General features: G+C 70.0%; 20 protein-coding genes. 10 read left to right on the top strand and 10 right to left on the bottom strand.

What is annotated here, in order from left to right:
• Positions 1 to 50: 50 nt before the first annotated feature.
• Positions 51 to 2,174 carry a serine hydrolase domain-containing protein gene (locus tag C1707_RS14010; protein WP_101711943.1) on the top strand — a complete coding sequence of 708 codons (2,124 nt, stop codon included), beginning with the start codon at positions 51 to 53 and terminating at the stop codon, positions 2,172 to 2,174.
• A gap of 55 nt (positions 2,175 to 2,229) precedes the next feature.
• On the top strand, positions 2,230 to 2,622 hold the full coding sequence (locus tag C1707_RS14005; protein WP_101711909.1) for a hypothetical protein: 393 nt from the start codon (positions 2,230 to 2,232) through the stop codon (positions 2,620 to 2,622).
• Here C1707_RS14005 and C1707_RS14000 read toward each other — a convergent pair.
• Complete coding sequence (locus tag C1707_RS14000; protein ID WP_101711910.1) at positions 2,584 to 2,970, bottom strand: RusA family crossover junction endodeoxyribonuclease; 387 nt, start codon at positions 2,968 to 2,970, stop codon at positions 2,584 to 2,586. The genes C1707_RS14005 and C1707_RS14000 overlap by 39 nt on opposite strands.
• 62 nt (positions 2,971 to 3,032) lie before the next feature.
• Complete coding sequence (locus C1707_RS13995; protein ID WP_101711911.1) at positions 3,033 to 4,187, bottom strand: acyltransferase family protein; 1,155 nt, start codon at positions 4,185 to 4,187, stop codon at positions 3,033 to 3,035.
• Between the two features lie 135 nt (positions 4,188 to 4,322).
• Here C1707_RS13995 and fumC point away from each other — a divergent pair, with 135 nt between their 5' ends.
• The 4 genes from fumC (at position 4,323) to C1707_RS13975 (ending at position 7,150) form a co-directional block, all read left to right on the top strand.
• A complete protein-coding gene (gene fumC, locus C1707_RS13990) occupies positions 4,323 to 5,714 on the top strand; it encodes a class II fumarate hydratase (protein ID WP_101711912.1) in 1,392 nt (463 codons plus the stop codon).
• Between the two features lie 101 nt (positions 5,715 to 5,815).
• A complete protein-coding gene (locus C1707_RS13985; protein ID WP_101711913.1) occupies positions 5,816 to 6,556 on the top strand; it encodes an AAA family ATPase in 741 nt (246 codons plus the stop codon).
• A gap of 13 nt (positions 6,557 to 6,569) precedes the next feature.
• Entirely contained in the window at positions 6,570 to 6,821 is a 252-nt protein-coding gene (locus tag C1707_RS13980; protein WP_101711914.1) for a type II toxin-antitoxin system CcdA family antitoxin, read from the top strand.
• A complete protein-coding gene (locus C1707_RS13975) occupies positions 6,818 to 7,150 on the top strand; it encodes a CcdB family protein (RefSeq protein ID WP_164467349.1) in 333 nt (110 codons plus the stop codon). The genes C1707_RS13980 and C1707_RS13975 overlap by 4 nt, the downstream gene beginning before the upstream one ends.
• On the opposite strand, the gene C1707_RS13970 is transcribed toward C1707_RS13975, so the two are convergent.
• From C1707_RS13970 to C1707_RS13960, 3 genes are all read right to left on the bottom strand, one after another.
• Positions 7,147 to 7,545 (bottom strand): YccF domain-containing protein, encoded by a 399-nt coding sequence (locus C1707_RS13970; protein ID WP_101711916.1) that lies wholly within the window; start codon positions 7,543 to 7,545, stop codon positions 7,147 to 7,149. The genes C1707_RS13975 and C1707_RS13970 overlap by 4 nt on opposite strands.
• A gap of 69 nt (positions 7,546 to 7,614) precedes the next feature.
• Positions 7,615 to 8,139: a hypothetical protein gene (locus C1707_RS13965; RefSeq protein WP_101711917.1), complete on the bottom strand. Its 525-nt coding sequence runs from the start codon at positions 8,137 to 8,139 to the stop codon at positions 7,615 to 7,617.
• Positions 8,139 to 9,164, bottom strand: coding sequence for a polyprenyl synthetase family protein (locus tag C1707_RS13960; protein WP_164467348.1), 1,026 nt, complete (start codon positions 9,162 to 9,164; stop codon positions 8,139 to 8,141). The genes C1707_RS13965 and C1707_RS13960 overlap by 1 nt, the downstream gene beginning before the upstream one ends.
• Before the next feature lie 104 nt (positions 9,165 to 9,268).
• On the opposite strand from C1707_RS13960, the gene C1707_RS13955 reads away from it, so the two are divergent.
• From C1707_RS13955 to C1707_RS13940, 4 genes are all read left to right on the top strand, one after another.
• Positions 9,269 to 10,024 (top strand): tRNA1(Val) (adenine(37)-N6)-methyltransferase, encoded by a 756-nt coding sequence (locus C1707_RS13955; RefSeq protein WP_101711919.1) that lies wholly within the window; start codon positions 9,269 to 9,271, stop codon positions 10,022 to 10,024.
• A gap of 145 nt (positions 10,025 to 10,169) precedes the next feature.
• Positions 10,170 to 11,000: a flagellin gene (locus C1707_RS13950; protein WP_101711920.1), complete on the top strand. Its 831-nt coding sequence runs from the start codon at positions 10,170 to 10,172 to the stop codon at positions 10,998 to 11,000.
• A gap of 107 nt (positions 11,001 to 11,107) precedes the next feature.
• The gene (locus C1707_RS13945) at positions 11,108 to 11,503 is read left to right on the top strand and encodes a VOC family protein (RefSeq protein ID WP_101711921.1); all 396 of its coding nucleotides are present in this window, start codon (positions 11,108 to 11,110) and stop codon (positions 11,501 to 11,503) included.
• A 4-nt stretch (positions 11,504 to 11,507) separates the two neighbouring features.
• Positions 11,508 to 12,530 (top strand): ThuA domain-containing protein, encoded by a 1,023-nt coding sequence (locus C1707_RS13940; RefSeq protein WP_101711922.1) that lies wholly within the window; start codon positions 11,508 to 11,510, stop codon positions 12,528 to 12,530.
• 253 nt (positions 12,531 to 12,783) lie between these two features.
• Here the strand turns inward: C1707_RS13940 and C1707_RS13935 are convergent, their stop codons facing one another.
• From C1707_RS13935 to C1707_RS13915, 5 genes are all read right to left on the bottom strand, one after another.
• Complete coding sequence (locus C1707_RS13935; protein ID WP_101711923.1) at positions 12,784 to 13,347, bottom strand: DUF2239 family protein; 564 nt, start codon at positions 13,345 to 13,347, stop codon at positions 12,784 to 12,786.
• Complete coding sequence (locus C1707_RS13930; RefSeq protein ID WP_101711924.1) at positions 13,344 to 13,682, bottom strand: GIY-YIG nuclease family protein; 339 nt, start codon at positions 13,680 to 13,682, stop codon at positions 13,344 to 13,346. Before C1707_RS13930 ends, C1707_RS13935 begins: the two co-directional genes overlap by 4 nt.
• Positions 13,683 to 13,734: 52 nt before the next feature.
• A complete protein-coding gene (locus tag C1707_RS13925; RefSeq protein ID WP_101711925.1) occupies positions 13,735 to 15,186 on the bottom strand; it encodes an NCS1 family nucleobase:cation symporter-1 in 1,452 nt (483 codons plus the stop codon).
• Between the two features lie 86 nt (positions 15,187 to 15,272).
• Positions 15,273 to 15,455: a hypothetical protein gene (locus C1707_RS13920; protein ID WP_101711926.1), complete on the bottom strand. Its 183-nt coding sequence runs from the start codon at positions 15,453 to 15,455 to the stop codon at positions 15,273 to 15,275.
• Between the two features lie 85 nt (positions 15,456 to 15,540).
• Entirely contained in the window at positions 15,541 to 18,060 is a 2,520-nt protein-coding gene (locus C1707_RS13915) for a TonB-dependent receptor (protein WP_164467347.1), read from the bottom strand.
• Positions 18,061 to 18,232: the final 172 nt, after the last annotated feature.

Genomic DNA, 18,232 nt, shown 5'->3' with positions numbered 1-18,232 from the left:
CGAATTGGCCTAAGAAGGCCGTGAGGGGCTCTATCGGCGAGGTGGGATACGTGACGTTGCGTTTGTCGTCCAAGGTCGCGCGGTGCGCGGCGGTCGTGGGGATCTGGCTGGCTGGCGCGGGCAGCGCCACGAGCCAAAGCACGGCGCCGACGGCCGCGATACCGACCGCGCCACGCCCTTATGCGCCTGCCCCGACGACGGCCAAGCCGAGGACCGCGCCGGCCGTTCGCGCCGCGCGTCCGGCCGCGCCCGCCGCGGCTCCGCAAGCCGCCGCTCCGCCGGTCGCGCCCGCGCTCCCCGGCGTCACGCCCCTGCCCGCGCCTGAACTCGAGGCTTTCGTCGACGGCTTTGTCCGCCGCTCCATGAACGAGGACCATATCGCCGGCGTCACCGTCTCGGTGGTGCAGAACGGACAGGTGGTGCTGAAGAAGGGCTACGGTGTCGCCAGCGTCTCGGGCGGTCGCCGTGTCGATCCGGACCGCACCCTGTTCCGCATCGGTTCGATCTCCAAGACCTTCACCTGGATCGCCCTGCAGAACGAGATCGACGCCGGCCGCATCCGTCCCGACACGCCGATCAACGTCTACCTGCCCGAGAAGCTGCAGGTGCGCGACCAGGGCAAGAAGAACCCCGTGCGGGTTCGCGATCTCTACAATCACACGCCCGGCTTCGAGGACCGCGCCCTGGGCCAGCTGTTCGAGCGTGACGAGCGCCGGATCCGGCCGCTCGACGTCTATCTGCGCCAGGAACGTCCCAACCGGGTGCGCGAACCCGGCGTGCTGCCGGCCTATTCGAACTATGGCGTGGCCCTGGTCGGCGCGGCCCTGGCCAACACCGGCGCCAAGCCGTTCGAGGACCTGATCGCCGAGCGCGTGATCACGCCCGCCGGCCTGACCCGCACCACCTTCCGCGAGCCCCGCGCCTGGCGCGACGACCTGCCCGCGCCGATGGCTCCCGCGCTGGCGGCCGACATGGCCGAAGGCTACCGCTGGACGCCGCTGGGCCTGCAGGCCCAGCCGATCGAATTCATCGGCCAGATCGCTCCGGCCGGTTCGGCCTCGAGCACCGCCGCCGACATGGCCCGCTACATGACCCTGCTGCTGAACGGCGGCGCGATCGACGGGCGCACCGTGTTCTCGGCCCGCGCGGCCCAAGCCTTCCGCACGCCCAGCTATCGCCCAGCGGCCGGCGCCGCCGGCCTCAACAGCGGCTTCCAGGACATCGCCCTGCCCGGCAATCGCCGCGGCTTCGGCCACGCCGGCGCGACCCTGTGGTTCCACTCCAACATGGTGATCGCGCCCGATCTGGGCCTGGGCGTCTTCGTCTCGGTCAACACCGACACCGGCCAGAGCCTGCCGGCGACCCTGCCCTCGGCCATCGTCGAGCGCTTCTATGCCCCGGCCCGCGCCGTCCCGGCCTTCGCCCCGCTGTCGGCCGAGGCCGCCGCCCTCTACGAAGGCGACTACCTGACCGACCGCCGCGCCTATGGCGGTCTCGAAGGCTTCGTGAACCGCCTGATCGGCGTGGCCAAGGTTCGCGCCAGCGCCCAGGGCGGACTGGCGATCACCACCGACGGCCACACCCGCCTGTGGATCCCCACCGACCGCGACGACGTCTTCAAGGCCGCCGACGGCGCCGACATGCTGGTGTTCCAGCGCGAGGATGGAACGCCGACGCGGTTCTTCGCCCCCTCCGGCGTGGCGGCCTACGAGCGGGTCGGCCCCCTGTTCAAGCAGGGCGTCCTGTCGGGCATGACGCTGCTGGCCGCCCTGGCCTCGATCGCCACCCTGGCCGGCGTGTTCGTGCGCAGCCGTCGCGACACCCGGCAGACCACCAGCCAGGCCCGCGCCAGCCTGTTGCAGACGACCCAGGCGGTGCTTTGGCTGGCGGCCATCGCCTGCGTGGGCGCCTTCGCCCTGGGATCGGGCGACGTGGCGGCGGTCGTGTTCGGCTGGCCCAGCGGCTGGCTGCTGACGGCCTCGGCCTGCGCCTTCATCGCCACGCTGCTGACCCTGCTGACCCTGGCGATGGTGCCGGTGGTGTGGCGCGGCGGCCGCCGCGTCGACAGCTGGACCGACGTGCGCAAGCTGTCCTTCACGGTCACCGCCCTGATCTTCATCGGCTACGCCGTCGTGCTGGCCGCCTGGGGCTTCCTCGAGTTCTGGAACACCTGATCCGGCACGCCGCGTGCAGGCTCCCCCGTCGTAGCGACGATGGGGGAGTTGGCGCGTGTCGAAACGGAACGTATGCATCCTGGCCGGAGCGGGCCTGGGGGCCTGGCTGGCGGCGACGCTGTTCTACGGGGCCTTCGGCAGCGCGCTGATCGAGCGGGCCTTCTGGTTCTACGCCCTCAACGCCTTCCTGGCCGCGGCGCTGGTCACCTTCGCCTTCCAGGCCGTCGCGCGGCTGCTGCGCATTCCCCGCGGCCGGCGCCTGTATCCGGCCATGGCCTTCGCCCTGCCCGGCGTGGCCGCGGCGAACCTGATCCTGCTGGGCCTCGTGCCCCTGGCGCCCGGCGCCGAGCCCTCGAGCCTGGGCCGCTATCTGGCCTTCCTGATCGTGCTCTACATCTCGATCGGGGCGTCAGTCTTCGAGCGTGCCCCGCAGAAAGCGCGACTCTAGCTTTCGCACCACGATGACGATCCGCTCGCGCTCGCCCGGGCGGCGCTCGACCAGCAGCCGGGCGACCTGGGCGTCGTCGTGGAAGGCATAGCCCTTGATGGCGTCGAGCAGGGCCTTGGCCAGGTTGTCGAGATCCAGCCACGGCGGCTCGCCGACGAACTCCATGCCGATCTCGACCGAAAACTCGCCCCAGGCCGGGCGCGAGCCGCGCCAGCTCTTGCGGAAGAACTCGTAGATCAACGGCTTGTAGTACTTGGCCTGGGTCGTCAGGCCGTCGACCACGATGGTCAGCTCGCCGCCGGCCTCGCGGGCGCGAACCTTGCCGTGATGCGTCCAGTCGTCTTGCAAGCGCGAGGTCTCCGGGCCTGCCGGCGCGGCGGGCGTCGGAGCGCTGTCTACGCGCCCCGGGCCTAGAGGCGCAAATGGATCCCGCGCCGATGCAGCGGGATCAGGATCGCCAGGATGAAGGCCAGCACCGCGAAGGCGCAGGCCAGCGACGCGGCCTTCGGATCGGCGATCACGCGCAGGGCGAGATCGTAGGTCAGCCCCTGGGCGGAGTGACCGCCCGGCAGCAGCGGCATAGAGCCGAAAATCCCCAACAGCTGCGACAGCATGAAGGCCAAGATGGCGTTGCCGCCGAAGATGGTCAGCGGCGCGGCCAGCTTCAGCGCCGGTTTCACCTCCGCCAGCAGGTCGAGCACGAACAGCGCCGCCATCGACAGGCCGCTGCTCAGCAGGGCGAAGCTGGGCGTCCAGATCGACTTGTTGATCGGCATGACGCCGTCGAGCAGCAGGCCGCCGGCGATCAGCGCCGCCGACAGCAGCGCCAGGGCGATCCGGCTGGCGCCGCCCCGCGCCAGCAAGGCGGCGGCGATCGCTCCGACCAGCACGTTGACCGCCGCCGGCAGGGTCGAGAGCAGGCCCTCGGGGTCATAGGTGACGCCCACGCCCGGCGTCGTTCCATGCTTCCAGAGATGGGGAACGGTGAGCACCGCCCGGTCGACGAAGGCCGGCAGCGAGCCGTGCGAGTCGAGCCTTCCCGCGCCGAAGCCCGGGACCGGCGCGAAGGCCAGCAGCGCCCAGTAGACGGCGAGCAGGACGACGGCCGCCCCGGTGACGGCGGCGAAGCTGAACTTCAGCCGGCCGCCGGCCCGGGGCGCGGCCAGCACGCAGATCGCCACGCCCAAGGCGTAGCAGAGGCCGATGCGCTGCAGGATGCCCGGCAGGCGAAGATGAGAGAAATCGAACTTCGGCAGGGCGTTGAGCAACAGGCCCAGCAGGATCAGCAGCGCGGTGCGCCGGGCGACCTTGATCCAGAAGGCGGCGGAGGTCCGATCTGCTGGCGTCAGCCTGGGGATCGACAGGCCGACGGCCATGCCGACGCAGAACAGGAAAGTCGGGAACACCAGGTCGGCCGGCGTCCAGCCGTGCCACGGCGCATGGGCCAGGGGAGCGTAGACCTCGCTCCACGATCCGGGACTGACCACGATGATCATCCCGGTCACCGCCAGGCCGCGCAGAAGATCCAGCGCGACGATCCGACCGCCGCCCTTGCCCGACGCCATGAACGCTTCCCCCGAACACTTTTTCTGGGCGCGGAGGGTTCGCATGCCCGCGCTGGCTGTCAACCGCCCTCGCGAGCGTTGCCCTGGCCGCGCTCAGGGTCTAGACCCCCCTCGACCGTTTTCCGGGAGACCCGCATGACCGCCACGCGCACCGAGACCGACACCTTCGGCCCCATCGAAGTCGCCGCCGACCGCTATTGGGGCGCGCAAGCCCAGCGCAGCCTCGGCAACTTCAAGATCGGCTGGGAGAAGCAGCCGCTGCCGGTCGTCCGGGCCCTGGGCATCGTCAAGCGCGCCGCCGCCGAGACCAACCACAAGCTCGGCAAGCTGGAAGCGGCCATCAAGGACGCCATCGTCCAGGCCGCCAACGAAGTGATCGAAGGCAAGCTGAACGATCACTTCCCGCTGGTCGTCTGGCAGACCGGATCGGGCACCCAGTCGAACATGAACGCCAACGAGGTGATCTCGAACCGCGCGATCGAGATCCTGGGCGGCGAGATGGGCTCCAAAAAGCCCGTCCACCCGAACGACCACGTCAACATGAGCCAGTCGTCGAACGACACCTATCCGACGGCGATGCACGTGGCCTGCGCCGAGCAGATCGTCTCGGACCTGCTGCCGGCCCTGAAGCACCTGCACGCGGCCCTCAAGGCCAAGTCGGAAGCCTGGGCGCAGATCATCAAGATCGGTCGCACCCACACCCAGGACGCCACCCCGCTGACGCTGGGCCAGGAGTTCGGCGGCTACACCCAGCAGGTCGAGAATGGCATCGAGCGCATCGAGAGCACCCTGCCCAAGCTGATGCAGCTGGCCCAGGGCGGCACCGCGGTCGGCACCGGCCTGAACGCCCCGATCGGCTTCGCCGAAGGCGTGGCCGAAGCCATCGCCGGCATCACCGGCCTGCCCTTCACCACGGCCCCAAACAAGTTCGAGGCCCTGGCCGCCCACGACGCCATGGTGTTCAGCCACGGCGCGATCAACACGGTCGCCGCCTCGCTGTTCAAGATCGCCAACGACATCCGCTTCCTGGGCTCGGGCCCGCGCGCGGGCCTTGGCGAACTGGCCCTGCCGGAGAACGAGCCGGGCTCGTCGATCATGCCGGGCAAGGTCAACCCGACGCAATGTGAAGCGCTCACCCAGGTCTGCGTGCAGGTGTTCGGCAACCACGCCGCCCTGACCTTCGCCGGCAGCCAGGGCCATTTCGAGCTGAACGTCTTCAACCCGGTGATGGCCTACAACTTCCTGCAGTCGGTTCGCCTGCTGGCCGACGCGGCGATCAGCTTCACCGACAACTGCGTCGTGGGCATCGAGCCGCGCATCGACAACATCCAGAAGGGCGTCGAGAACTCGCTGATGCTGGTCACGGCCCTGAACGGCCGCCTGGGCTACGACATCTGCGCCAAGATCGCCAAGACCGCCCACAAGAACGGCACGACCCTGCGCGAGGAAGCCGTCGGCGGCGGTTATCTGACGAACGAAGAGTTCGACCAGTACGTCCGTCCGGAAAACATGGTCTCGCCGGGCTGAGGCCCAGCTGACTAGGTGACCGACATCACGGGGCGGCGCATTCGCGACCGTCCCGTTTTCGTATGCCGGCCGCGGTGAACCGATGCTATGCGGGAAGCCTGATGACCGCCCTCGATCGCCCGTATTGGATCGAAGCCCGCTTCGAGCGGCGCGAGGGTTGGGACGCGGACGCCTATCCGTTCAACCTGCCCGTCGTGCGCGGTCTCGACAGCCTGGCTTTCCATCCGCGCGTGACCTTCCTGGTCGGCGAGAACGGCTCGGGCAAGTCGACGCTGATCGAGGCCCTGGCGGTCGCCTGGGGTTTCAACGCCGAAGGCGGATCGACCAGCGTCAACTTCTCCACCCGCGCCTCGCACTCGCCGCTCAGCCAGCATATCCGCAAGGTTCGAGGACACCTGAGGCCGATCGACGGCTACTTCCTGCGCGCCGAAAGCTTCTTCAACGTCGCGAGCTACATCGAGGAGACTGGCGTCTCGGGCTATGGCCACGTGCCTCTCCATGAGCAGTCGCACGGCGAGGCGTTCTTCGCCCTGTTCGACAACCGCTTCCGAGGCGACGGCCTCTACATTCTCGACGAGCCCGAAGCGGCCCTGTCGCCGAGCCGCCAGCTGTCGTTCCTGGCGAGGCTGCACGAACTGGTGCAGGCGCGGTCGCAGTTCATCATCGCCACCCACTCGCCGATCCTGCTGGGCTATCCGGACGCCCTGATCTACCAGGCCTCAGAACGGGGCCTGGAGCGGGTGGACTACGAGGACACCGAGCACTTCCAGGTGACCCGCAACTTCCTCAACCGTCGGAAGACCTTCCTGGACGTCCTTCTGTCTGACGACGACGAGGCGTGATAGCCTCAGCCCAATGGGCAAGCCCGAACTCGACATCACGCCTGAAGCCATCGACCCGGAACTGCTGGCGCAGGCCGAGCTACTGGGGATTTCGGTCGCCGGGATGAGCGAGCGGCAACTTAGGCTGCATCTCCAGAAGGTCGACCCCGCCGGCGCCGAGGAGCGCGCGCGGCGGTGGGCCGAAGAGAACGCCGAGGCGATCAAGGCGCACAACGCGTTCGTCGAAAAGCATGGACCGTTCGGCGCCGAGTGGCGTCGCTGGTGATCCGGCAATTCGATGTCTTCGCCAACCCCGGAGCGTCGACCCGATCGGCGGTTCCCTACGTCGTCGTCCTGCAATCTCATATGTTCGAGGCCCTCGACACGATCGTGGTGGCGCCGCCTATGCGCCTCCCGGCCACCGACGCGGACGCCGGATTCAGCAAGGTTTGGATCGAGGTCGAGATAGCCGGCGAACGCCTGACCATCGACGTCGCGCTTCTGGCCAATCTGGAGCGTAGGATGCTGAACCAACGCATCGCCTCGCTCGCCGCGCTCGCCGCGCACGAGGACGCGATCCGGCGCGCCCTCGACCGACTGTTCACCGGCTTCTAGCGGCGCACCACCGTGCGGCCGATCGGGGCCAGGGCGATGTAGGCCAACTGCAGGTCCTTGATGGCGAACGGGATGCCGATGATGCTGATCGCTTCGGCCACGGCGATCAGCAGGTGGCTGAGCGCGATGTACCAGCCGCCCAGCACGAACCAGACGAGGTTCAGCAGGAAGCCCAGCGGACCGGTGCCGATGTCGCCGCGACCAGTGACGATCTCGCGGCTGACGATCTCCTTGCCGAATGGCCAGAAGGCGAAGCCGGCGATGCGCCAGGCCGCGCCCGCATAGGGCAGGCCGACGATGGTGACCGCCAGCAGCAGGCCGCCCAGCAGCCACAAGAGGCCCGACAGCCAGCCGCCGAGGAAGAACCAGAGCAGGTTGAGGATGAAGCGGATCATCGCGGTCCTTTCGTCTCGCCGCTGACTTGGGAAACGCGCCCGCCGATGTCGAGCTTGCTTACGGCGAATTCACTTCAGCAGCTGCCAGCGCCTGGCCCAGCGCCCCTTGCCGAAGCGCGACAGGGCCAGGAGGTAGAGGCCGGCATAGACGACGACGCCCAGGCCGATCAGGGCCCAGCTCCAGGGGCCGGGCGCGTGCCAGGTCGGGGCCGTGGTCAGCCAGTCGTGGGGCGGCGAGGTCAGCTCCAGCCAGAGGCCGCCGACCCAGGCGATCGAGAACAGGGCCACGGCCGGATAGCGCAGCAGCGGGCTCTTCTGCACCAGCAGCAGGAACTGGACGAAGATCGCCAGGGCGGCGGCAGCGAAGCCGGCCAGCCAGGGCTGCCAGGTTCCGGGCACGAGGCGGGCCGCGCCGAAACCCGCCAGCAGCGGGGCCCAAAGCAAGGGGCCGAAGAAGAGAAGGATCAGGGCCAGGCCGACCAGCACCCCCACCCCGCCGCCGATCACCTTGCCGGCCGCCTCGCCGGCGGCATGGGCGCCGTGGTGACGATCAACGCCGTGGGGATCGCCGGACGGGTTGTAGCCCTTCGCCATCAGGCCCGGCGGCTGACCGCGAAGTCGGCGAGGCTTTCGAGGCTTTCGCGCCAGTCGTTGGCCGGGAAGATCGAGAGCGCGGCCTTGGCCTTGTCGGCGTACTCGGCCGCCAGATCCAGCGTGGCGTCCAGGGCGCCGGTGCCGATGATCAGCTCGCGGGCGCGGCGGAAGTCGGCCTCGGTCTGCTCGCGACGGCCGATGGCCCGCTCCCAGAACTCGGCCTCGCGCGGACCCGACCGGGCGATGGCCAGCAGCAGCGGCAGGGTGGCCTTGCCTTCGCGGAAGTCGTCGCCAGCGTTCTTGCCGAGGGTCTCGGTGGCGCCGCCGTAGTCGAGGGCGTCGTCGGCCAGCTGGAAGGCCAGGCCCAGGCTCATGCCGTAGTCGCGCAGGGCCTTGGACTTCTCGGCGTCGACGCCGGCAGACACCGCGCCGGCCTCGGCGGCGGCGGCGAACAGCTCGGCGGTCTTGGCCGCGATGATCTCGAGATAGACCGCCTGCGACAGGTTCAGGTCGTGGCTGCGCATGAGCTGCAGCACTTCGCCCTCGGCGATCACGCGGCTGGCCTGGGCCAGGATCTGCAGGGCGCGCATCGAGTCGGTCTCGACCATCAGTTCGAAGGCGCGGGCGAACAGGAAGTCGCCGACCAGCACGCTTTGCGCCGCGCCCCAGATCAGGTGGGCGGCGACCTTGCCGCGGCGCAGCTGGCTGCCGTCGACCACGTCGTCGTGCAGCAGGGTGGCGGTATGAATGAACTCGACGGCGGCGGCCAGCTTCAGGCAGTGGTCGTTGCCCGAACCTTCTTGGCCAGAACCGGACAGGCGCGCGGCGGCCACGGTCAGCAACGGGCGCAGGCGCTTGCCGCCGGCGGCGATCAGATGCTCGGCCAGGGCCGGGATCACCGGAACGTCGCTTTGCATGCGATCGGTGATCAGGCGGTCGACCCCGCCCATGTCGGCGGCGGCCAGGCGCACGAGACGATCCACCGATCCCGGCTGACGGGCGAGGGTCGCTGCAGCTGCGTCCAAGACCATGTACTCCTCAGGCGACGCCGCTCGTAGCGCCATGGGCGTTGCGAGCGACAATGGTGGCGGGATAGGTCAGGGTCAAGGCGAGCACAAGGCCCGAAACGTTGTCCGACCCCACCTCAGTTCCCTCCGTCACCGAAGACCGCGTGCTCGACGGGCGCGTCAAGCTTCGCCAATCGGCCGCCGGATACCGCGCCGGGCTGGATGCGGCCCTACTGGCCGCGGCCTGTGACGCCGGCCAAGACGATCGGGTGATCGAGGCCGGATGCGGCGTCGGCGCGGCCCTGCTGGCCGCCGCGACCCGTAGGCCTGGCGCGCGATTCGTCGGCCTGGAGCGCGATCCCGCCGCCGCGGCCCTGGCCCGCGAGAACGCCGCGCTCAACGACCTGGCCGCGCGGGTCGACATCGCCGAGGGCGACGTGGCGGCCGGGTTCCGGGCGCTGGGCCTGCCGGTCTTCGACGCGATGATGAGCAATCCTCCGTTCTTCGACGACCCCAGGGCCCTGCGCGCGCCAGCGCCGGAGAAGACCGGCGCCTGGATGGCCGACGCGGGCCTTGCGGCCTGGACCGCCTTCGCCCTCAAGGCCGTGCGCGAGGGCGGGACCATCACCCTGGTCCACCGCGCCGACCGGCTGGCCGACATTCTGACCCTGCTGGCCCCCAAGGCCGGCTCTTTCCGCATCCGCCCCGTCCAGCCCTTCGCCGACGCGCCGGCCAAGCGGGTGCTGGTGCGCGCGGTGAAGACCGGCAAGGCGCCGCTGGTCCTGCTGCCGGGGCTGATCATGCACGACCGCGAGGGCGGCAAGCATTCGGCGCAGGCCGAAGCGATCCTGCGGGGCCAGGCGGCGCTGGAGTGGTAGGCGCCCCCTCCCCCTATCGGCGAGCGGCGCCGTGAACACGCCTTTCGCGAGCATGCTAACGATCCGCTAACGCAACGCGTGCAAGGCTGAGGGCGGACGCAAAATGCGTCCACGGCCAGAAGGCCGAGCCGGGAACAACGGGTCGATGCCGCAGAACAGCATCAACACGAACGTGGGGGCGATGATCGCCCTGCAGTCGCTGAGCACGATCAATCGTGACCTGGCGACGACGTTGCGCCGTATCGCCACCGGCCTGAAGATCTCTTCCCCCAAGGACAATCCCGCCGTCTGGGCCACCGCCAAGATGCAGGCGGCCGAGGCCAAGTCGCTGGACGCCGTGCGTGCTTCGCTGCAGCGCGGCCAGTCGACGGTGGACGTGGCCCTGGCGGCCGGCGACACAGTCACCGATCTGCTCGACCAGATGAAGCAGAAGATGCTGGCCGCGTCGGACCCCAGCCTGACCACCGCCAGCCGCAAGCTGCTGAACGACGACTATGTCTCGCTGCGCAAGCAGATCGACCGCGCGGTCGAGAACGCCAGCTTCAACGGCGTGAACCTGATTTCGGCGGGAAACACGGGCAACATCCGCGCCCTGGCCAACGCCAAGGCCGACTCGACCATCGACATCGACCACGTGGACCTGTCGACCGGCGGCGCGGCCCTGGCCGGCATGCGCGCCGACCTGCTGACCGCCCCCTCCTCGACCGACATCAAGGCGATGGACACGGCGATGCAGAACGTGACCTCGGCCCTGTCACGCCTGGGCACCGGGTCCAACATGCTGGACGGCCACCTGACCTTCATCAACAAGCTGCAGGACACGCTGGAGACCTCGGTCGGCCGACTGGTAGACGCCGACATGGCCCAGGAGGCCACCCGTCTGCAGGCCCTGCAAATCAAGCAGCAGCTGGCCATCAAGTCGCTGTCGATCGCCAACGCCGCGCCGAGCTATATCCTCAAGCTGTTCGGGGGCTGATCGCCTCGCCCCAACACCGCCCAATCCCCGCTTTCGCGGGGATTTTACGGATGAGGGGAATGGCCGCAAAGTCGGCCGCCCTCTCCCCTGCCCTCGCGTGAGTCGCCATGGCCCAGCATCTTGCCCTCCTGTCCCTGCTCGTGCGCGACTACGACGAGGCCCTGGCCTTCTATGTCGGCAAGATGGGTTTCGATCTGGTCGAGGACAGCGAGCTGGGCGCGGGCAAGCGCTGGGTGGTGGTCTCGCCCGGGCCGGGCGGGTCGCGCTTCCTGCTGGCCAAGGCGGCCGACGAGCACCAGGTCGCGATGATCGGCGGCCAGGGCGGCGGCCGGGTCTGGCTGTTCCTGCACACCGACGACTTCGAGGGCGACCATGCGCGCCTCTCGGCGGCCGGCGTGACCTTCCTGGAGGAACCGCGCCACGAGGCCTATGGCAGCGTGGCGGTGTTCGAGGACCTCTACGGCAACCGCTGGGACCTGCTGCAGCCGCGCGGCAAGGCCTGAACCCATGCGCGCCCTGCTGGTCCTGTTCACGACAGTCCTTTCCCTGGCGACGGCCGGCGTCGCGAGCGCGGCCGAGGCGCCGCTGAGGGTGCTTTATCTCGACCAGTCGGTCGGCTGGCGGCATCGGCCGGTGACCCGGCCGGCAGATGACAGTCACGCTCCCTCCGAGGCGGCGATGATCGCCATCGGCAAGGCCAGCGGCGCGTTCGTCGCCGAGGTGACGCAAGACGCCCGCGAGATCACGCCCGAGCGGCTGGAGCGAGTGGACGTGCTGGTGTTCTACACCACCGGCGCCCTGCCGATCTCGCCGCAGGCCTGGGCGGCGGTGCAGCGCCGGTTCGCCGACGGCAAGCTGGGGTTCGTGGGCCTGCACAGCGCCGCCGACACGGCCTGGGACTATTCCGGCGAAGGCCTCGACTATACCCGCTTCGTGGGCGGCCAGTTCGCAGGCCATCCTTGGACGGAGGACCAGAAGGTTCGGATCAAGGCGCTCGACAACCATCCACTGGCCGCGCCGTGGGGACGATCCGTCGACCTGGTCGAGGAAATCTACCAGTACAAGCGCTTCGACCCGGCCGCCGTGCGGGTGATCCAGAGCCTGGACTTCTCCGGCACGCCGCTGAAACGGCCCTATGCCGTACCGGTCAGCTGGGTGCGGTCGGTGGGCAAGGGCCGGCTGTTCTTCACCAACCTCGGACACAACGAGGCGACCTGGGCCGACCCGCGCTTCGCCGAGCAGATCGTCAAGGCGGTGCGCTGGACGGCGTGGCGCGCGCGCGGCGACGACACGCCCAATCCGCGCGAGCAGGCGCGGGACCAGGTGCGGGCGATCCTGACCTATGCCGGCGAGGCCGACGTCGAGGCGCGTGTCGCGCGGGTGAAGGACGAGGCCTGGCTGCTGGCCGCGGCGGCCAGGATCGCGGCGCTGCGCGAGGTTTATCCGGGCAAGCCGGACGCGGATCGGACGAAGTTCGAGGCGGCATATGGGCCGTTGCTGGCCGAGGTCAGGGCGAAGACTGGCCGCTAGGAACCTCCCCTTGTGGGGGACTGTTGCGAAATTCGGAACGTCGAAGAACAGACCAGAATCCGTTCGAGAACATTTCGGAATCAAAAGGGGAAAGTCGTTCTCGTTTTACCCCATTATGCAACGATCCCCTTGTGGGGGAGGCGATCACGTAACGATCGGTGGGGGGCGTGACTGCGACAACGGCCAGCGCGCCGGCAGTTGAAAACGTCCCCCCTCCGGCCCTCTGGGCCACCTCCCCCAGAGGGGGAGGATCTTAGAACCCCTCTTCCGCAAGCAGCCACGCGTGCGCGGCCACGTCCGTCGGCCATTGCGCCAGGCCGGCTTCGAACCCTTCCCGGTCGCCGGCGTAGAGCGCCCGCATGGCCGCCTCGAAGCCCGGAGCGTCGCCGGCGGCGGCGCTGGCGAAGCGGTAGGTCGCGTCGCGGGCGCGGCGCTGGCGATCGGGGGCCTCGGCCTCGCGGCGGGCGGCTTCGACCAGCTTGCGCAGGGCCACCGACGCGCCGCCGGGCTGGCTGGCCAGCCAGTCCCAATGGCGCGGCAGGAGCGTCACCTCGCGGGCGACGACGCCGAGCTTGGGCCGGCCGCGTCCGCGCGGGGCTTCGGGTTCCGGCGTGTCGCCGTCCCCGGGCGGCGCCAGCCGGGCGGCCAGATCCTCAGGCGTCCCGCGCAGGTCGAAGTCCACCTGCCGGCCGTCGGGATCGAAGATCAGGATCGACGCGTCGGGGCGCTCCCCCACCACCGCCTGGGCGGCCAGGGCGACGGCCAGCCTGTCGCCGGCGGCGAGGCGGCGTCCGGTCTCGAACAGGGCGTAGGTCATCGCACGAGGTCCACCGCGTTCAGGGTTTCGCACCAGTGCTTGCGCCGATCGGCCAGGCGCAGCGCCCTGCCCTTCGGCTCCAGGCCCGCATCGTCGATGGTCTCCAGCACCTCGAAGGCGAAGGCCGCCTCGCCGTGGGTATTCCAAGCGCCCTGCAGGCGGGCGTTGGGATGCGAGCCGAGTTTCAGGCTGAACCAGACGCCGTTCTGCCGGGTGGCGAGGTTCTCGGTTCCGCCGACGAACGCCTGGCCGGTGCGGGCGCAGCGCACGGCGTAGACGCCGGGCTGGGGTTTTTCTTCCTTGTAGGCGCGCAGCAGCGCCTTGCGCGGGGTCATGACCGCCTCCTTGTTGGCGACCTTTTTACCCGGACGAATTATGGAGTCAATATTACCCGGGTATTTTTCCGCGCATCAGCAGGCCGTACAGCCCGCCAGCCAGGATCGCGCCGACGAACCAGGCGTACTGGTAGATCGTGGTCCACGGCTGGCCGACGCCGGCGAAGGCGTGCGGCGCGGCCGCGTGCAGGAAGCCCGGCAGGTTGGGCGCGACCCCGACGGCGAAGGCGACCAGGGCCGCCGGGTTCCAGCCCTTGCGATAGGTGTAGGCGCCGGTCCGGTCGTAGAGGGCCGGCACGTCCAGCACGGTGCGGCGCAGGATCCAGTAGTCGACGATCAGGATTCCGGCGATCGGCCCCAGCAGCGCGCCGTAGCCGGTCAGCCAGACGAAGATGTAGCCCGCCGTACTCTCCAGCAGCTTCCAGGGCATGATCAGCACGCCGATCCCGGCCGTGATCCAGCCGCCGATGCGATAGGTGATACGGCGCGGCCAGAGGGCGGCGAAGTCGTAGGCCGGGCCCACCAGGTTGGCGGCGATGTTGCACGACACGGTGTCGAGGCTGATGATGACGAGGCCCACCAGCACCGCGATCCCGCCGATGTCGCCCGACAGGGCCACCGGGTCCCAGATCGCCTTGCCGAAGATCAGCACCGTGGCCGAGGTGACCACCACGCTCATGGCCGCCAGCAGGGCCATGGGGCCCGGCAGGCCCAGGGCCTGGCCCAGGATCTGATCCTTCTGGGTGCGGGCGAAGCGGGTGAAGTCGGGGATGTTGAGGGCCAGCGTCGCCCAGTAGCCGGTCATGGCGGTCACGGCCGGTCCGAAGTCGGCCCAGAAGCGGCCGGCCTTGGCGCCGCCGGGGTCGTAGGCCGACGGCTCGTGCAGGATGGGGCCAAGGCCCCCGGCCTTGGACAGCGCCCACCACACCAGCGCCAGGCAGACGAGCACCTTGACCGGCGCGGTCCAGGTCTCGAGCTTGCGGACGGTCTCCAGCCCCTTGGTGACGAAGGCCAGCTGGATCAGCCAGAAGGCCAGGAAGGCCAGCAGCTGACCCGCCCCGATGCCCAGCAGCGGGATCGGAGGGCCGTCGAGCCTGGCCCCGACCATGACGCCCAGCAGGGTCAGCAGCGCGCCGCCGCCGATCCAGGTCTGGATGCCGTACCAGCCGCAGGCGACGATCGCTCTCGCCAACGCTGGCAGCCGCGCGCCGCGCCAACCGAACGAAGCTCTCGCCAGCACCGCATAAGGCACGCCGTGGCGCGCGCCGGCGTGGCCGATCAGCAGCATGGGCGCGAGCACGACCAGATTGCCCAGCAGGACGGCCCAGACCGCCTGCCCGGCCGACATCCCCTGCTCCACCAGGCCGGCGGCCAGCATGTAGGCGGGCACGGCGATGACCATGCCCAGCCACAGGGCCGCGAAGTGGCGGGCGCGCCAGGTGCGCTGGGCCGCCGTGGTCGGCGCCAGGTCCTCGTTCCAGAGGTTTCCGCTGTCGTCGGTCATGCGCTCCCCCGAGCTTCCCGCAAGGCGCGAGCATGCGCGGCGGCGGTCAGGCCGTCACCTTGGAAAACGCCGGTCGCGGAAGGTTTCTAGAGCGCCGCGTACGCCCAGGTCGCAAGGCCGGCGCCGAACACCAGAACCATGGCGACGATGCCCACGCGATCCCACTGGATGCAGGGGCCGGCGTGGCGAAGTTCGGATGCCTCGGGCTTGTCGAGGTCGCACTTGCGGAAGAACACGGGACGCACGGAAACACGCATGGCGTGGGCCATGACTGAACCTCCCTGACGATCAGGCGCCTCTGTCGGGCGCGTGACGCAAGGCTAGCATAGTTCTCGCCAGAGGCGAAAAACTCGCTCAGTAGGCGAAACGCAGGCTCACCCCGACGCGGCGTGGCTGGGCCGAGAACGACTGCGGCAGGCGGCCAGCGGTGATGAACAGCGGCGAGTCGGAATCCAGCAGGTTCTCGACGAACACCCCGACCGAGCGCCGGCCGACCTCGATGGCCATGCGGCCGTCGATCAGGGTCACGCCGCCGAGATCCCGGCCCGCGCCGGGACTGACGGACTCGAAGGTAGAGCGGGACTCGCCGACATAGGCGGCCGAGCCGTTCAGGATCAGGCTGGCCCCGCCGGGCAGCTCGCGCCGGGTCTCGCCCCAGAGCGTGAAGGCCACGCGCGGCACGGCCGGCAGGTGATCGCCCTCGCGGCCGAGCCCCGCCATGGCGCCGGTGGTCTGGTCCTGGGTCAGCACCGCCTCGGTGGCGGCGAAGTTGAACCCGACCTTGGAGCCCGCCCGGCTCCAGGTGGCGTCGAACTCGACGCCGTCGATGCGGGCCCGGCCCAGGTTGGTGACGAAGGCGAAGGCGCCGTTCTCGCTGGTCGCCGAATACTGCATGTCGCGCCAGTCGATGCTGTACAGCGCCAGGTTGGTCGACAGCCGTCCGTTCAGCCAGCGCGACTTCAGACCCAGTTCGCGGTTCCACAACGTGTCGGAGCCATAGCCCTGAAGGGCGGCCGGCAGGCCCGGCGCGGTGTTGATGCCGCCCGGGCGGAAACCCTGCGACACCTGCATGTAGCCCATCAGGCGGGGCGAGAACCGGCGCGAGGCCAGGCCCTTGACGCTCCAGCCGTCCTCCTCGACCCGGTTGCGGAAATTGCCGCCCGAGGTGTCGGAGATCACGTTGACCACCAGCACCTGGCCGACGGTCTTCTTGTCGTACGAGAAGCGGCGGGCGCCGATAGTAATGTCGGTGCGGTCGTCGACCGCCAGGGTCGCCTCGCCGTAGACGGCGACTTGATCCAGGCGGGTGTCGACGATGCGGCGGCCCGTGAAGCCGGCCGCGTCGACCGGCAGGCCTGTGAGAGGATCGGCGACGCGCACCTGGCTGTCGATGGTGTCGCTGCGGGTCTCGGAGAACACGCCGACCGTCCATTGCATCGGGCCGTCGCGATCGGAGGTCAGGCGCGCCTCGCGCACGTCGGCGGTCAGGTCAATGGGCTGGTACAGCAGGCCCGGCGTGCGGCTGTCCACATAGGACGCATAGCCCGTCATCTGGCCGGCGTCGCAGGCCAGGCCCGCGCCCAGGGCCAGCCAGCGGGCGCAGCCGGCGGCGCTGCCGCGTTCTGCCTGCAGGGTGCCGGTGTAGTCGATCTGGCGCGTGTTGTTCCACTGGTAGTGGGCCAGCGAGGCCGCGAAGCGCGCCCCCGCCAGGCGGCTTTCCATCGACAGCGCGCCGAACCACACCTCGCTGTCGAACGGCGTGCGGACGAAGTTGCGCGACACGTGCGAGGGCTCGCCGGGGGCGCCGGCGCCGGTGTCGTTCAGGCGCGAGTCTTGGCCGGCCAGCAGCAGGTCGAAGCGCAGGGCCTCGCTGGGCCGCCAGACCGCGGCCAGGCGCCCGCCCGTCGTGCTGCCGGCGTTGACGCCCTTCAGGCCCAGGCGGGCGTTGTCGGAGAAGGCGGCCTCGTCACGGCGATAGGCGGTCAGGCGCAGCGCCGCGCGATCCTCGGCGAAGGTCTTGTTGGCGACGGCGGTGATCGCCCCGCCGGCCCGGCCGCCGACAACCCCGCCCTCGATCTCCAGCCCCATTTGGTCGCGCGCGGGATCGGCGCGATTGAAGGCCACCTTCACGGCCCCGCCCATGGCGCTGGAACCGTACAGCGTGCCCTGCGGCCCGCGCAGCACCTCCAGGCGGTCGACATCGACCAGCAGCAGGTCGGGGAACGAGCCGCCGGGATCGGCCGTGGTGCCGCTGGGCCCCGAGACCGGGATGTCGTTGTAATAAAGGGCCGTCGTCGCTTCGCCCGAACCATAGACGCCGCGCAGGGTCATGCGCATGCGGCCGACCCCGGTGCTGGTCAGGGTCAGGCCCGGCAGGCGCTGGGCGGCGCGTTCGAAGGTCACCGCGCCGGTGGCCTTCAGCGCTTCGCCGCTGACCACCCGGATCGACAGCGGCGTGTTCTGCTCGGCGGTGGCCCGGCGCAGGGCCGTGACCGTCACCGCGTCGACCTCGGCCGATACGATGGGCGCGGCGGGCAAGGCGGCGGGGAGCGGACGCTCGGGCGCGCCGCGCTCGATCAGCAGCCGCCCGCCGTGACGGCGCGCGACCAGGCCCGATCCGGCCAGAAGGCGCTCCAGCGCCTCGTCGGCCTCGAGCCGGCCGCGCACCCGCGGCGCGCTCAGGCCCGTGACAAGGGCGGGGTTGAACAGGATCTCGATGTCGGTCTGGGCGGAAAAGGCGGTCAGGGCGCGGGCCATCGGCGTGCCGGCGGCGATGTCGACCCGGCGCGGCGCGGCCGCCGCGACCACGGGGGTCGCGAACGCGGCGAGCGCCAGCCAACCGGCGAGCGCGCAGCGGCGATGACGTGTGTGCAATACCCCCGGGGCTCCAGTACGCGGCAGCGCCCCTTCCTTCACTGCTGCGTTCGCCAAGGCCAGTCCCCTCGTCGCCGTTGACCGGCGATCCGGCCCCCTCGCCCGGGCCAGGGGGACCGTGCGGAAGACTCTGCCTGATAATCTGGCAGGCGGGGCGCCCCGACGGCAAGTG

The organism is Caulobacter flavus (genome assembly GCF_003722335.1).
GTDB lineage: Bacteria > Pseudomonadota > Alphaproteobacteria > Caulobacterales > Caulobacteraceae > Caulobacter > Caulobacter flavus.
The sequence above is the reverse complement of the archived record's forward strand: the minus strand, read 5'-3'. Positions and strand labels throughout refer to the sequence as shown.